14 protein-coding genes are annotated in these 13,537 nt (G+C 45.6%); 13 read left to right on the forward strand and 1 reads right to left on the reverse strand.

Going from position 1 to position 13,537, the window contains the following annotated elements; all coding sequences use genetic code 11:
- The first annotated feature begins 13 nt into the window (after positions 1-13).
- The 12 genes from BLT91_RS28170 (at position 14) to BLT91_RS28220 (ending at position 11,748) form a co-directional block, all read left to right on the forward strand.
- On the forward strand, positions 14-1,288 hold the full coding sequence (locus tag BLT91_RS28170) for an HlyD family secretion protein (protein WP_090827343.1): 1,275 nt from the start codon (positions 14-16) through the stop codon (positions 1,286-1,288).
- A gap of 8 nt (positions 1,289-1,296) precedes the next feature.
- A complete protein-coding gene (locus tag BLT91_RS28175; RefSeq protein ID WP_254777177.1) occupies positions 1,297-2,517 on the forward strand; it encodes an ABC transporter permease in 1,221 nt (406 codons plus the stop codon).
- 23 nt (positions 2,518-2,540) lie between these two features.
- Positions 2,541-3,836, forward strand: coding sequence for a TolC family protein (locus BLT91_RS28180; protein WP_090827347.1), 1,296 nt, complete (start codon positions 2,541-2,543; stop codon positions 3,834-3,836).
- 168 nt (positions 3,837-4,004) lie between these two features.
- The gene (gene gatC, locus BLT91_RS28185) at positions 4,005-4,292 is read left to right on the forward strand and encodes an Asp-tRNA(Asn)/Glu-tRNA(Gln) amidotransferase subunit GatC (RefSeq protein WP_090827349.1); all 288 of its coding nucleotides are present in this window, start codon (positions 4,005-4,007) and stop codon (positions 4,290-4,292) included.
- A gap of 28 nt (positions 4,293-4,320) precedes the next feature.
- On the forward strand, positions 4,321-5,778 hold the full coding sequence (gatA, locus tag BLT91_RS28190; RefSeq protein WP_090827352.1) for an Asp-tRNA(Asn)/Glu-tRNA(Gln) amidotransferase subunit GatA: 1,458 nt from the start codon (positions 4,321-4,323) through the stop codon (positions 5,776-5,778).
- Between the two features lie 33 nt (positions 5,779-5,811).
- On the forward strand, positions 5,812-7,263 hold the full coding sequence (gatB, locus tag BLT91_RS28195; RefSeq protein WP_090827354.1) for an Asp-tRNA(Asn)/Glu-tRNA(Gln) amidotransferase subunit GatB: 1,452 nt from the start codon (positions 5,812-5,814) through the stop codon (positions 7,261-7,263).
- A gap of 162 nt (positions 7,264-7,425) precedes the next feature.
- Complete coding sequence (locus BLT91_RS28200) at positions 7,426-7,905, forward strand: GNAT family N-acetyltransferase (RefSeq protein WP_254777178.1); 480 nt, start codon at positions 7,426-7,428, stop codon at positions 7,903-7,905.
- 78 nt (positions 7,906-7,983) lie between these two features.
- Positions 7,984-8,691 carry an MgtC/SapB family protein gene (locus tag BLT91_RS28205; RefSeq protein ID WP_090827356.1) on the forward strand — a complete coding sequence of 236 codons (708 nt, stop codon included), beginning with the start codon at positions 7,984-7,986 and terminating at the stop codon, positions 8,689-8,691.
- 60 nt (positions 8,692-8,751) lie between these two features.
- The gene (locus BLT91_RS32075; protein ID WP_175532566.1) at positions 8,752-8,919 is read left to right on the forward strand and encodes a hypothetical protein; all 168 of its coding nucleotides are present in this window, start codon (positions 8,752-8,754) and stop codon (positions 8,917-8,919) included.
- A gap of 5 nt (positions 8,920-8,924) precedes the next feature.
- On the forward strand, positions 8,925-9,350 hold the full coding sequence (locus BLT91_RS28210) for a hypothetical protein (protein ID WP_090827358.1): 426 nt from the start codon (positions 8,925-8,927) through the stop codon (positions 9,348-9,350).
- A 102-nt stretch (positions 9,351-9,452) separates the two neighbouring features.
- The gene (perR, locus tag BLT91_RS28215; RefSeq protein ID WP_090827360.1) at positions 9,453-9,887 is read left to right on the forward strand and encodes a peroxide-responsive transcriptional repressor PerR; all 435 of its coding nucleotides are present in this window, start codon (positions 9,453-9,455) and stop codon (positions 9,885-9,887) included.
- Between the two features lie 124 nt (positions 9,888-10,011).
- Complete coding sequence (locus tag BLT91_RS28220; protein WP_090827362.1) at positions 10,012-11,748, forward strand: glycosyl hydrolase family 18 protein; 1,737 nt, start codon at positions 10,012-10,014, stop codon at positions 11,746-11,748.
- 48 nt (positions 11,749-11,796) lie between these two features.
- On the opposite strand, the gene BLT91_RS28225 is transcribed toward BLT91_RS28220, so the two are convergent.
- Positions 11,797-12,201: a YgzB family protein gene (locus tag BLT91_RS28225; RefSeq protein ID WP_090827364.1), complete on the reverse strand. Its 405-nt coding sequence runs from the start codon at positions 12,199-12,201 to the stop codon at positions 11,797-11,799.
- Between the two features lie 124 nt (positions 12,202-12,325).
- On the opposite strand from BLT91_RS28225, the gene BLT91_RS28230 reads away from it, so the two are divergent.
- The gene (locus tag BLT91_RS28230) at positions 12,326-13,195 is read left to right on the forward strand and encodes a nucleotidyltransferase-like protein (RefSeq protein WP_090827365.1); all 870 of its coding nucleotides are present in this window, start codon (positions 12,326-12,328) and stop codon (positions 13,193-13,195) included.
- The last annotated feature ends 342 nt before the right edge of the window (positions 13,196-13,537 follow it).

Here is a 13,537-nt window from a genome sequence, read left to right on the forward strand (position 1 = left end):
TGGAGGGATAGTTATGCGTTTTATTCGACCAATGGTTTATTCGGTGATGGCAATTGTCATCGGAACAAGTACATTTCTTTTAACATCCAAACAGGCCGTTAGCCAAACGGATTCCGTTAATCAGGTGCATCCTACGGCTTATATTGAAACGAATGAAGTGAGTGCCAGCTTTAAAGTAGGCGGAAGAGTCACCGAAATTCTTGTAAAAGAAGGGGACGCCGTGAAAAAAGGGCAAGTGCTTGCGCGTCTGCAAAGTACAGAAATTGAAGCCAAAGTCGAGCAGGCCAAAGCAGCTGTAGCACTCGCCCAAGGCAAAATCGCCGAAGCGGAGGGAGCTACAGCAACCGCGGAAGCGAAGAAGCAGCAGGGGATAGCTGGCGTGAATGTGACAGCGAATACCGCTGAGCAGCAAGTTGCTCAAGCGAAAGCGGCTGTTAGTGCTGCTCAAGCGAAAGTAGATGGCCTCCGCAACGGTGCGCGTCCGGAAGAGAAGAAGCAAGCGGAGATTCAGTTCCAGGCTGCTTCCGAAGTATATGCCATCGCTGAGCAGAACTTGAATCGGATGAATGCAATGCTCGCCCAAGGGCTTGTTGCTCAAGCAGACGTGGATAAAGTGAAAGTGAGCTATGAAGAAGCGAAGACGAAACGTGACTTGGCCCAGCAGCAGCTGAATATGGCGAATCAGGGACCACGTGAGGAAGAGATACGCGGGGCAGAAGCTTTACTGGAACAAGCAAAGGCATCCCTGAAGCTGGCTGAAGCAAACCGCGGGACTGTGCAGGTGAGACAGGGTGATGTAGCGGCAGCTGATGCGGCTGTACAGCAAGCTCAAGGTGCGATTAAATCTGCACAATCCGGTGAATTGCAAGCGAAGGCCGCTCAACTAGAAGCGGAAACTTACTTAAGTTACACAGATCTCGTTGCACCAACTGATGGGATTATTCTCATGCAATCCGCGCAGGTTGGGGAGCTGGTTGGTTCCGGATTCCCCGTATTCTCAGTTGAGTCAACGGAGAAACGTTGGGCTAAGTTTTACATGCCCGAGACGTCTATAGCTGGACTAAAAGTAGGCAACAAAATTAACATGACAATGCTGTCAACGGGCGAGAAAGTTGTTGGTACGATTGCATCTGTAGCGGCGGCGCCGGATTTTGCCATTAAGAAAGCAACCCAAACCTCAGGCGAAACGGACATCCGTTCGTTTGGAATCAAAATAGAACTAAGCACACTGCCAGACACAGCGACTACAGGAATGACGCTGCAATGGAACGGTAAAACGGAAGGATGATGAAGGAGATGGATCTTCGGATTGGCAAGCTGATAACAGAAGAATGGATGCACATTCTGAAGGACCGACGTCTTTTTCTGATCTTGTTCTTCGTTCCGATCATGTACACCGTGCTTTTCGGATCGATTTACGTACATCACAAAGTTACCGAAATGGCCACTGTCGTTATTGATGAAGATCAAAGTCCTCTAAGTCGTCAAATTATTCAAGCCTTCGAGCAGAGCGAATCGTTCCAGATCAAGAACGAATACCATTCGGAGGAAGATGTAAAGCGGGCACTTGCAACGGGAGAAGCCAAGGTAGGCCTCATCATTCCCTCTAATTTCGAAGCGAAGCTGAAGCATGGCGAAACATTGCCGCTCCTTACGCTGATCGATGGCAGCAACATGATGATTTCGAACTCGGCAACCAAAGGCGCCAACGAAGTGATCACGACCTTCAGCATGGGGTACTCGCAAAAAAAGCTTCAACTACAGCAAGGACTTCAGAGTGAGCAGGTCATGAACACTCTTTCGCCCATTCCTTATCGATATCGAATCATGTATAACTCCGCCTTCAACTATAGTGACTTTATGCTATATGGTCTGGTGGGAGCCATTTTACAGCAAGTTTTATTTTTGGGCATCGCCTTAACCATCACACGTGAGAAAGACGCGGGTACTTGGCAGCGGTTCGTAGCTTGGAAAAGAAATCCGTGGCGCATCGCATACGCAAAGACAGCTCCTTATTTCTTAATCAATCTGTTTAACACATCCGTTACTTTTGTCATCGCCCTGTATGCCTTCGGTGCGCCAATGAGCGGCAGCCTGCTTGTAGGCTTTGCCATTATTGCCAGCTTCACCTTTGCGGTCAGCGGAATCGGTTATCTAATCAGTTTGTTCTCCAGTAATCAGCTTGGGGCGACGCAGACTGCGATGTTGATCGCGGTGCCGTCCTTCATGCTTTCTGGGTTCACTTGGCCATTCGAGGCTATGCCTAAAGTACTGCAAGTGTTCGGTCACATGCTGCCTCTCACTTATTTCTTAGACGGCGTGCGCAACGTATTTGTTAAGGGAAATGACTTCTCTGTCATTTGGCATGATTGCCTCTCACTTATTTTGACAGGAGCACTAACTTATTTCATAGCGATGTTGTTAACTCGATTTGTTGTCTTTTCTAATAAGAAAACAAAAGATACCGCATCTGGCAAACTACCTAATCTGCCATCGGGATCGAATATCACGGTATAACCATAAGGAAGGAAGCGATTTTTTTGAAAAAAACGCTCATCAGCTTATCTACAGCCCTGTTACTCCTTTCAAGCTCAACGCAAGCATTCATCTATGCCGAAACAGCCCAAGATCCCAATCAAAATGTTTACGTGAATGCGGATGTTCTCGAAACCGTATCTTCAGTTGATTTGACGTATGTGCTGGATAAGGCACTGAAAGATTCCCATAACCTTGCAATGCTAACGCTAAAATACGCTGCTCAAGGCAGTAAAAAGGGCGATCTGGAACAGCAAATGAACGAAATGGGCTCGGCCTCGTTTACGCCTGGTCATTTACCTAGCACACCGGCGGAGGCGACCAATACGGGGAATCCACAGCTGCCGAACCTAACAAACCCAACCGATATCGCCTGGACCGTCATGCAAAATAATGCGATGAACCAGATGATGCAGGGGATGGGAGCTCTCGCCGGCGGCATGAATAAAATCATTTCCTCACAACGAGCGCAAATGAGCACAGCAGCGCATCAACTCGGGACAGATCAGCGGAACTCGCTGCTGCAATCGGATGAAGCTAAGGCAGGTATCCGCTTGCAAACCATCGCGCAATATGTGCAGTTATTAGGCCAGAAGAAGCAGCTGGATTTTATGAATGAGTACGAAGGTGTGATGGAGAAAGATCTGCTGAGAGCTACGCTTTTCGCTCAGCAAGGCTTGGCATCTCCTGACGATGTGCAAACGGTTCAGAAAACCATCAACAAGCAAAAGGACGATATCGCAACGTTTGTTAACAACTATCGGTTGGGGCTTGTGCAGCTGTCAACGGACATTGGGATTTCCTATGACCCTAACTTAGTCATCAAGGATATCGCGTCCATTTCGGTAGACCCTATCTCGGAGACGGACACAACCACCTTATTGAATGCTTCCTATCAGATGAAAACTTCCGGCAATAACATGGATGAAGCGGTTTGGGAAGTTGGGCACACGGTTACCCAGAATACGTATGGCGATGCCTTTTCGGGCATTAATCTGGCTATAAACGGGCAAAAAAACGAGCAAACCAAACTCGAACTCACCAAGAAAATTCAAACGACATATAATGATGCCAAAAATGCCTACCAAGCTGTCCTTACGGAGCAGCGGAACTTAAACGACGCGCAAGCTGATTTGCAGAAAATGAATTTTCGCTATAGCGTAGGCGTCATCTCGAAGCATGATTTGAATAAATTCGAGCTTAAAGTCCACCAGAACGAAACCGCCTTGGCCGCAGCAAAGCTCAAGTATTATGCATTAAAAGAAAAAGCCAAAGCGATGGATACAGGGTTTATCCAATAGATTATTCATTAGTTTAGTTGCTACCATCAACCAACCACAGCCTCTTTTTAGTAACGGTCTTAAACCCAAGCTGAAAAGAAGTTGTGGTTTTTTCTGGATTGAGTTCACAAAATTTCTGGGATATAATGAAAAGAATGACTAAACGCTGATATTAGGGGTGCAGAAAACTTGAGCATAACCAAAAAAGATGTCGAGCACGTCGCAAAGTTGGCTAGACTCGATTTGAGTGATACCGAGAAAGACCTATTTACCGAACAGCTAAATGCCATTTTAAAATATGCCGAGCAGCTGAATGGGCTGAATACCGAAGGTGTTATTCCGACAAGCCATGCTATGCCGTTAGTAAACGTCATGCGCGAAGATGTTACGAAGCCATCATTGCCGATCGAGAAAGTGATGCTAAACGCACCCGATCATGAAGACGGGCAATTCAAAGTTCCGGCTGTTTTAGAATAGAGAACCATATGAAAGGGAGTGCCTGTCGTTGTCTTTGTTTGATTTAAACCTACAGCAAATTCACGCGAAGCTTCAAGGCAAAGAACTTACTGTTGCCGATCTCGTGGATCAATCCTATACAAGAATTCAGCAAGTAGAGAGCAAGGTTCGCGCTTTCCTTACATTAGATGAAGAGAACGCCAGACAAGCAGCTGCCAAGTTGGACGAGCAGCTAAGCAGCAATGGTGCACAGGGGGATTTATTCGGTCTCCCGATCGGGATCAAAGATAATATGGTCACCGAAGGCTTGAGAACGACCTGCGCCAGCAAGTTCTTAACAAATTATAATCCAATCTATGATGCAACGGTTGTAAGTAAGCTTAAGGATGCTCAAACTGTCACGATTGGCAAGCTCAACATGGATGAATTCGCCATGGGCGGCTCCAACGAGAACTCCGCTTTCCATCCTACCCACAATCCGTGGAAAACGGATTGCGTGCCAGGCGGTTCCAGCGGCGGCTCCGCTGCAGCGGTTGCTGCAGGCGAAGTGTACTTCGCGCTGGGGTCCGACACCGGCGGCTCGATTCGCCAGCCCGCTGCTTACTGCGGGATCGTCGGGCTGAAGCCGACGTACGGACTCGTGTCCCGCTATGGCTTAGTCGCGTTCGCATCCTCGCTCGACCAAATCGGGCCGCTGACGAAGAACGTCGAAGATTCCGCCTATCTGCTGCAAGCGATCGCAGGCTACGACCCAAAGGATTCCACTTCTGCGAAAGTGGACATCCCTGATTACCTCAGTGCTTTGACGGGAGACGTCAAAGGTCTGCGCATCGGCGTACCCAAAGAATACATGGGTAAAGGTATCGACCCTGCTGTGAAAGAGAAAGTGCTAGAAGCGCTTAAAGTACTCGAAGGATTAGGCGCTGTCTGGGAAGAAGTGACGCTGCCTCATTCCGAGTACGCAGTGGCGGCTTACTACCTGCTCGCTTCCTCCGAAGCGTCATCGAACCTCGCGCGCTTTGACGGTGTGCGCTATGGTGTGCGTTCGGACAACGCTCGCAACCTGCTTGACCTATACCATATGTCCCGCAGCGAAGGCTTTGGTCCCGAGGTCAAACGCCGCATCATGCTTGGAACGTATGCATTAAGTTCAGGCTATTATGATGCTTACTACTTGAAAGCACAACAAGTCCGTACCTTGATCAAGCAAGATTTTGATCAAGTGTTCGAGAAATTCGATATCATCATCGGGCCAACAGCTCCGACACCTGCTTTCAAAATCGGTGAGCAGAGCAGCGATCCACTCACTATGTATTTAAATGATATCCTGACCATTCCGGTCAGCTTGGCGGGTATTCCTGCAATTAGCGTACCTTGCGGATTCGTGAACGAACTTCCCGTTGGCCTGCAAGTTATCGGCAAAGCGCTGGATGAAGCTACGCTACTGCGTGTAGCCCACGCTTTCGAGCAGCATACAGATCACCACAAGCAGCGCCCGCAATTGTAGGTTAATAGTTCATGAGTAACGAAGGAGGCAATCATTTTGTCGGCAACAGATACCCAATTTGAAACTGTAGTCGGTCTTGAAGTTCACGTTGAGCTTCATACCGCTTCCAAAATATTTTGCGGTTGTGCAACCTCATTCGGAGCACCCCCGAATACCAATACATGTCCGGTGTGCTTAGGTCACCCAGGCGTACTGCCGGTACTTAACCGTCAAGCGGTTGAATATGCCATGAAAGCCGCTATGGCGCTCAATTGTACGATTTCTACACATAGTAAATTTGACCGCAAAAACTACTTTTATCCTGATTCACCGGACGCATATCAAACTTCGCAATATGATCAGCCGATAGGCCTTAACGGTTGGGTCGATATTGAAGTGAACGGAGAAAGCAAGCGAATCGGTGTGACTCGCGTTCATCTGGAGGAAGATGCAGGCAAGCTGACGCATGTAGATGGTGGTTACGCCTCTCTTGTCGACTTAAACCGGGCGGGAACGCCACTGATTGAAATCGTATCCGAGCCTGATCTGCGTTCACCAGAGGAAGCGCGGGCTTATCTGGAGAAGCTCAGAGCAATCATGATTTATTGCGATGTTTCCGACGTGAAAATGGAGGAAGGCTCGCTGCGCTGCGACGCCAACATCAGCTTGCGTCCTTTCGGGCAGGAGAAGTTCGGCACAAGAGCCGAACTGAAAAACATGAACTCGTTCCGTGGCGTCCAAAGAGGACTCGAGTACGAGGAGTATCGCCAAGCGGAAATTCTCCGCGACGGCGGCGAAGTTGAACAAGAAACACGCCGCTGGGATGAAGCAAAGGGAATGACTTTAACAATGCGCGGCAAAGAGGATGCGCATGACTACCGCTATTTCCCAGATCCGGATCTCGTTAGCCTATATATCGACGATGCGTGGAAAGCTAATGTCAAAGCTACCATACCTGAGTTGCCTGATGCGCGTAAAGCTCGATACAGCAGCGAATATGGTCTTCCAAGCTATGATGCTGAAGTTATCACTTCATCCATGAAGCTAGCAAACTTCTTTGAAGAGAGCTTACAATATACGCAGGATGCTAAAGCAGTCTCGAACTGGATCATGGGTGATCTGCTCGGATACTTGAATGCAAACAGCCTTGAACTAGCCGATGTCAAAGTCACAGGTAAGGGTCTAGGCGAAATGATTGGTTTAATCGAGAAAGGCACAATCTCCACCAAAATCGCCAAAACGGTCTTCAAGGAAATGATCGAATCTGGCAAAGAGCCGCAGAAGATCGTTGAAGAGCAAGGACTTGTACAAATCAGCGACGAAGGTGCCATCAAGGCCATCGTTGAGCAGGTTGTGGAAAACAGTCCTCAATCGGTAGCTGATTTCAAAGCAGGTAAGGAAAAAGCTGTTGGCTTCTTGGTTGGGCAAGTCATGAAAGAAACCAAAGGTAAAGCGAATCCAGGACTTGTTAACAAATTAATTGTAGAGTGCCTGAACCGCAAATAATAAAGATGGGAGTGGTGATCCGATGTAAAGGACACCACTTTTTTCATTGATTAGCGTATAAGTTTTATAACTTATTGCTCAGCATCAATCTTGACAAACGCGCCGCGTTCTTAGGACGCACAGAAGGCGTTTATCCTTGATTTCACTAAGGGGGGGCTTTGTTTGTCCATTCAACGACTTCGACTGCAAACGAATGAGGAAATCTTGCTCCTGTTATCTCTGCAAATCGCTTCCTATCGCGTGGAAGCTGAGCTTATTGGCTTTGAAGATATACCGCCGCTAAAGGATGGGATCGCGTCAATACGTGAAGCGAACGAAACGTTTTATGGATTTTTCGTTAATGAAGAGAATCAAAATAGGCTTGCTGGAGCCATTTCTTACTCCCGAGAAGGCTGTATTGTCACGATTTGCCGGATGATGGTGCATCCGAATTTTTTTCGCCGAGGGATTGCTAGGTCACTTTTACAACATATATTAATAGAACAAGAGCAGAATGGAGCATTGCAATTTATTGTATCCACCGGTACGGCGAATTTACCGGCCATTCAGCTATATCAGAGCTTCGACTTCACAGTACGTCGAGTGTTCACCGTTCCACCGGGTGTAAGCCTGACCACTTTTGAACGGCCGGCTACAAGTTAACTTTTTTTCCACCAGGTTTATATTGATATCTTGGATGATACAATCCACTATCTGCGCGAAAAAGGGAGCGGTTACATCATGAGTAGTCCATGGGTTATTGATCAAATTCATATTACCATACGGTTAGTTCTAGCACTTTTATTAGGCGGTTTAATCGGGTTCGAGAGGGAAGTTAGCAGTCATGCAGCGGGACTTCGTACGCATATTTTGGTGTGTGTGGGGTCTGCGCTTGTCATGCTGGTTTCCATGTACGGATTTAGTACTTTTGTGAACGAAGTGAATGTTCGTATTGATCCTTCGCGTTTAGCGGCGCAAGTCATAAGCGGTATCGGTTTCTTAGGTGCTGGAACGATTATGTTTAACGGGAGGTCTATTACGGGCCTTACGACAGCGGCTTCCCTCTGGGTGGTGGCGGGTATTGGACTTGCTGTTGGGGCAGGCTTCTATTATCCGGCTGTTCTGGCTTGCTTCATGGTGCTCATCTCCTTATGGATTCTGAACAAAGTGGAGCATAAATTTTTTAACGGTAAAAAAATTCGTATTCTCAAAATACAAGCGATTGATCAACCGGGGACCCTTGGACTGATTACCACTCTCCTTGGTAAACAAAAAGTAGATATACGTAAGATTTCGTTGGAAGAACAAGAGAACGACAATAAGCCCAATCATGTTCAAATTACGTTCCATGTCACGATTCCTAAGCCTTCCATTGTCGCCTCTATACTTGAAGAAATCAATCAAATTCAAGGAATTACCGGTGTTACCCTCGAAAAAAGTAAAAATTGAAGGGGTCCGCCCACTTGAAGCGTCTAAGCTTTTGGACAAACAGAAAGGGGGAAGTCAGGCATGGACAATATGACGGATGAGCAGCTGATCGATCAGGTCCGTCAAGGTCACTCCGAGCCGATCAATCATTCCCACAATATGCTCCCTATTATCAATCGTCAAGGAAGCGCAAATGGCTCGCAGGGGTTTTATCGTTCATCGTCCCGGGAACTGGACATTTTTACTTAGGCCTCATGCAGCGCGGTTTATTTATTATGATGCTTCTAATCCTCGATATTTTTATTATTACATCTCTCGTTAATCATAGGGACACAAGTGTACCTACGATCACGCTATTCGCCCTATTTATTCCTGTCATATACTTTTATTATTTATTCGACGCCCTTCAAATAACAGATCATGTAAATAGGCGCAATGAACTTGGCGAGTTCGCAGCTGCTTCCAATGACATTGAATTTCAAGATCCTTTACAGAAGCTGATCAAAGGCACGAATATGGGTGTAATTCTCATCGCCGTTGGTGTTTTGTTTTTCCTTCTCAGCAACAAGCCCCGCTGGGTTACAGGACTTTTCGATTTCATGGGCTCCTATCTTGGATCTGCTGCTCTCGTCCTTGCAGGCTTGGCAATGTATGTACTAGATTCCCGTAAAAATAAATAAACTAAAAGTGGAGTAACCGCATAACCATCATTGACAAAAGTTTATTAACACACGTACAATATAGTGTAAGGTTTTAATGACTAACATCAGGTGGTGAGTACCATGGCAGCACAATTAGAACAGGCTTTAGCTAAGTTGAAAACAACGGGTGTACGGATGACGCCACAGCGGCATGCGATTCTATCCTTTTTGCTGGACTCCATGACTCATCCGACAGCAGATGACATATACAAGTCTCTTGAATCCAAATTTCCTAATATGAGCGTTGCGACTGTCTATAATAATCTCAAAGTATTTATTGAATCGGGACTCGTTCGGGAACTGACTTATGGAGACAGCTCGAGTCGCTTTGATGCGGATATGACTGACCATTATCATGCTGTTTGTGAAGTATGTGGGAAGATTGCGGACTTTGAATATCCGCCTCTTCATGATATTGAGATTACCGCTGCTGGGCAAACGGGCTTTCAGGTTAGCGCTTATCGATTAGAGGTTTATGGCGTTTGCCCGGGTTGTACAGGGATTACCAAGCATTAACTTTACATGGAATTCCTCATTACCTGTTCCTATGATGTATAATGAAACGTGATCGTACCTTCTTGTTTATAGAGAGGTAAGAGCACGTTTTTTCTTTTTTATATCGTATAAAGGAAGTGAAACCTTGCATCCAACACCCCCAGAACAGCAACCGAAACGCACAAGATCGACGAAGAGAATACTACTTATTAGTTCACTTTTTATTGGTATCCTTGCCGCGGGTGCAGCTTCTTACCTTTGGCAGCAGCTAGTGCCTAATCGTACGAAAGTAGATACCGAATTTCATGAGTTAAGTAAGCCGGTTTTTTATCAAGGGAATTATTATAAAATGAGCGCGATTGGTGAGAAAGAAGGGCTGAAGCTTCCGTTGGAGCTCATTCAGGAATGGATGGACCCATCTATTATATATGAAAAAAGCAGTGACTCTGTTATTATCACAACGAAAGATAAAGTCCTACGTTTGAAAACTACAGAGCTTTCAGCATTAATGAACGAGAAACCAATCACCTTATCTTTTCCTGTTGAAAAGAAAGGGAATGACATTTACGTGCCTATAGAGCCGCTTCGGCAGCTGTATCCTTTTGAAATAAGAGAGTCCGAGAATTCAGGTGCTATTCTTTTATTCAAAAAAGGTGACCTTGTCAAGTGGGGGAAACATTCGGATACCAAAGAATCTCAGCTGCGAACATTTGCTTCTATTAAAGCGCCGATCGTCTCCAGTATCGCAACCAACGAGCAGGTTATGATATTAGGTGAAGAAGGAGATTGGTTCCGAGTCCAGCAGCAGAGTGGTCCGATTGGCTATGTACGTAAGGCTGATATATTAGAGGATCATGAGGAAACGATTCCGATACAGGAACAAACGTCTGCTTACGTGCCTTGGAAGCCGCTTAACGGTAAATTAAACCTGACTTGGGAGCATGTCATTACGAAGAATCCCGACACCTCTAAGGTAGGTGATATGCCTGGCTTGCAAGTAGTTAGCCCCACCTGGTTCTCTCTAGCTGACGGAGAGGGGAGCATTAAGAACTTAGCCGACGCTTCCTATGTGAAATGGGCGCAAAGTCGCAATTATCAGGTCTGGGCGTTGTTCAGCAACGGCTTTGAACCTGACCGAACATCACAAGCACTTTCAAGTTATGATCGTCGTATGAAAATAATTAAACAATTGCTCGGCTTTGCGCAAACGTATAAATTGCAGGGCATCAATATTGATTTTGAGAATGTTTATCTCAAAGATAAAGAAAATCTGGTCCAATTCGTACGTGAGTTGACCCCTTTTATGCATGAACAAGGCTTAGCCGTTTCCATCGATGTTACACCGAAATCAACCAATGAAATGTGGTCCGTGTTTTATGACAGACCTGCTCTTGCTGAAGTTGTTGACTACATGATGCTAATGGCCTATGACGAATATTGGGCTACTAGCCCCAAATCTGGCTCTGTCTCATCCCTTCCATGGACAGAGCGCTCTGTTACCGGGCTTTTGGGCAGCGAAAAGGTGCCACCATCTAAGCTTGTCCTAGGTGTGCCATTCTATACGCGCCAGTGGACCGAAGAGACCAAGAATGGCAAGACGACGGTAACCTCCAAAACTTTAACGATGGAAGCCGCCGAGACGATTATAAAAGATAAGAAGCTAACTCCTATTTTCTTAGAAGAGACGGGTCAGAACTATGTGGAATACAAAGAAGGCGAGAAACTTATACGTATCTGGCTGGAAGATGAAACTTCTATAAAAGCAAGGCTTGAACTTGTGAAGAAGTACGATCTGGCTGGAGTTGCCTCCTGGAGAAGAGGCTTTGAGCAGCCCGCAACGTGGAAAGTCATTCAGGACGCATTACTTCAAGCGAAGCCATAAATAAAACAAAAAGCCGAACCCGTTAGGGTTGCGGCTTTTTGTTTGCAATCAATGAGGCTTATGTTCATGATCTCTGTTGAGCTCTAACTGAGCTGCTTTTGAAGCGGCTGTCTCGTTTTCGGTAATTGGCTCGTATTGTGGATCAACCGTAAGAATGGTTTTACAAAACATGCAGCGATCCGTCTTACCCAGCATCTTCGTTCTTCTTCCGCATTCCGGACAATCAATGACAGTAGCTGAAGTGGAAAGCATTCCTGCCCAGAAGTATATGCCCATACTAACCATCATACTTATCATACCAATAACCATGAAGATCACAGCAATGATGCGGCCAGCCTTCCCCCAGTCAAAAACGATACCCGCTAACCCTATAATCATGAGCAGCATTCCACCCATGGTCATCGCAAGACCCCATAAACGGAATTCATTTACTTTACTTGATCTGAAACGCACTTGTTGTTCCTCCCATTAATTAGCCATCTTGTTTTGTATGAATTGTCACAGAAATCAGCAGGAAACTCCTTCTACGATGTAGAAATAAGATATAAACAATTGGAGATAGGAGCTTCGGATACCCATGGGAATCGATAAAGAGCAGTTATTGCTTAAGTTCCGAAATGACAAACGGATTATAAGTGTTATGGCAGTAGATAATCCTAAGCAACTACCCTCGCTGACAGATGGTTTTGATACACTACTTCTTATAGTAACGAACGACCTGAGCCTGAACAATCATACTACTAATTATATAAGAGACGATTCTAGGATACAAGAAAGATGGGTAGACCAATCTTCCATAGAACAATGGATACGTCAAGGCCTCAACCGAAATATCCTTCACTGGTTGCTAAAAGGGGAGATACTTCTGGATCAGAATACCTATTTGGAAGGCCTGCGCCATCGAATACTTGAATTTCCGGGGGACCTGCGTGAGCATAAACTTCTTATTGAATTCTCCCTTTTTCTGCGTAAATATCTTCAGAGCAAGGAATATATCCTCGATGAGCATTTGCTGGATGCTTACAATAATATTCTAGAAGCCCTTCACCACTGGGCCCGCATTGTTATTATCGAAGATGGCTATCACCCAGAAATCACCGTATGGAGGCAGATTCGCGCGATCAATCCAGGTGTGTATAAACTATATGAAGAACTGACAATGAGTAAGGAGACGTTGAAGCAGAGAGTTCAGCTCGTTCTGCTAGCTTGCGAGTTTTCGGTTATGTCGAAAATGGAGCGTTGCTGCGAGGCGTTTATTCAAATCCTTAAAGAAAGCGAGCATCCACTAAGCGCGGATGAGCTCCAACAACATTCTCAGTTAACAGAAGTTAGGGCAGAACTTCCTTTGCTGCTGAATAAGCTCGTCAAAAAAGGATTGATTAAAGAAGTTGCTGTTCTCATCGATGAAGAAACTTCAGAAATTGAGTTAAGATATACAAGTGTGTAAGCGAGCAACTAAAGAAGAATCAGGTATTCTACTGATTCTTTTTTTATTCTCATTTTATTGCTTGACTTTGATTGTGATTCTATGATAAATTAACACTCGCCGCTAAAAACGGTTCGCATTGAAAGCTAACGAAGTACCGAGATGTATGCTAAGTAAGAAAAAAGAAAAATAAAAAAAGCTTGCATTGAATAGCCTAGATGTGATATATTATAAAAGTCGCCGCTAAACGGATGGCGAAGAAATATGAAAGAAATTGATCTTTGAAAACTGAACAACGAGTGAGTAAGCACGGTCGAGTAATCGACCAAAAAGAGATTGTAAAATCTCGCTAGCAACGCAAAT

The organism is Paenibacillus sp. yr247 (assembly GCF_900103825.1).
Classification (GTDB): Bacteria; Bacillota; Bacilli; order Paenibacillales; family NBRC-103111; genus Paenibacillus_E.

What these genes read in the sequence shown, in the direction of transcription:
- BLT91_RS28210 (WP_090827358.1), top strand. Translation starts at nt 8,925, where the DNA reads ATGCAGCGCGGTTTATTTATTATGATGCTTCTAATCCTCGATATTTTT.
- BLT91_RS28175 (WP_254777177.1), top strand. Translation starts at nt 1,297, where the DNA reads ATGGATCTTCGGATTGGCAAGCTGATAACAGAAGAATGGATGCACATT.
- BLT91_RS28170 (WP_090827343.1), top strand. Translation starts at nt 14, where the DNA reads ATGCGTTTTATTCGACCAATGGTTTATTCGGTGATGGCAATTGTCATC.
- BLT91_RS28230 (WP_090827365.1), top strand. Translation starts at nt 12,326, where the DNA reads ATGGGAATCGATAAAGAGCAGTTATTGCTTAAGTTCCGAAATGACAAA.
- BLT91_RS32075 (WP_175532566.1), top strand. Translation starts at nt 8,752, where the DNA reads ATGGACAATATGACGGATGAGCAGCTGATCGATCAGGTCCGTCAAGGT.
- BLT91_RS28205 (WP_090827356.1), top strand. Translation starts at nt 7,984, where the DNA reads ATGAGTAGTCCATGGGTTATTGATCAAATTCATATTACCATACGGTTA.
- perR (WP_090827360.1), top strand. Translation starts at nt 9,453, where the DNA reads ATGGCAGCACAATTAGAACAGGCTTTAGCTAAGTTGAAAACAACGGGT.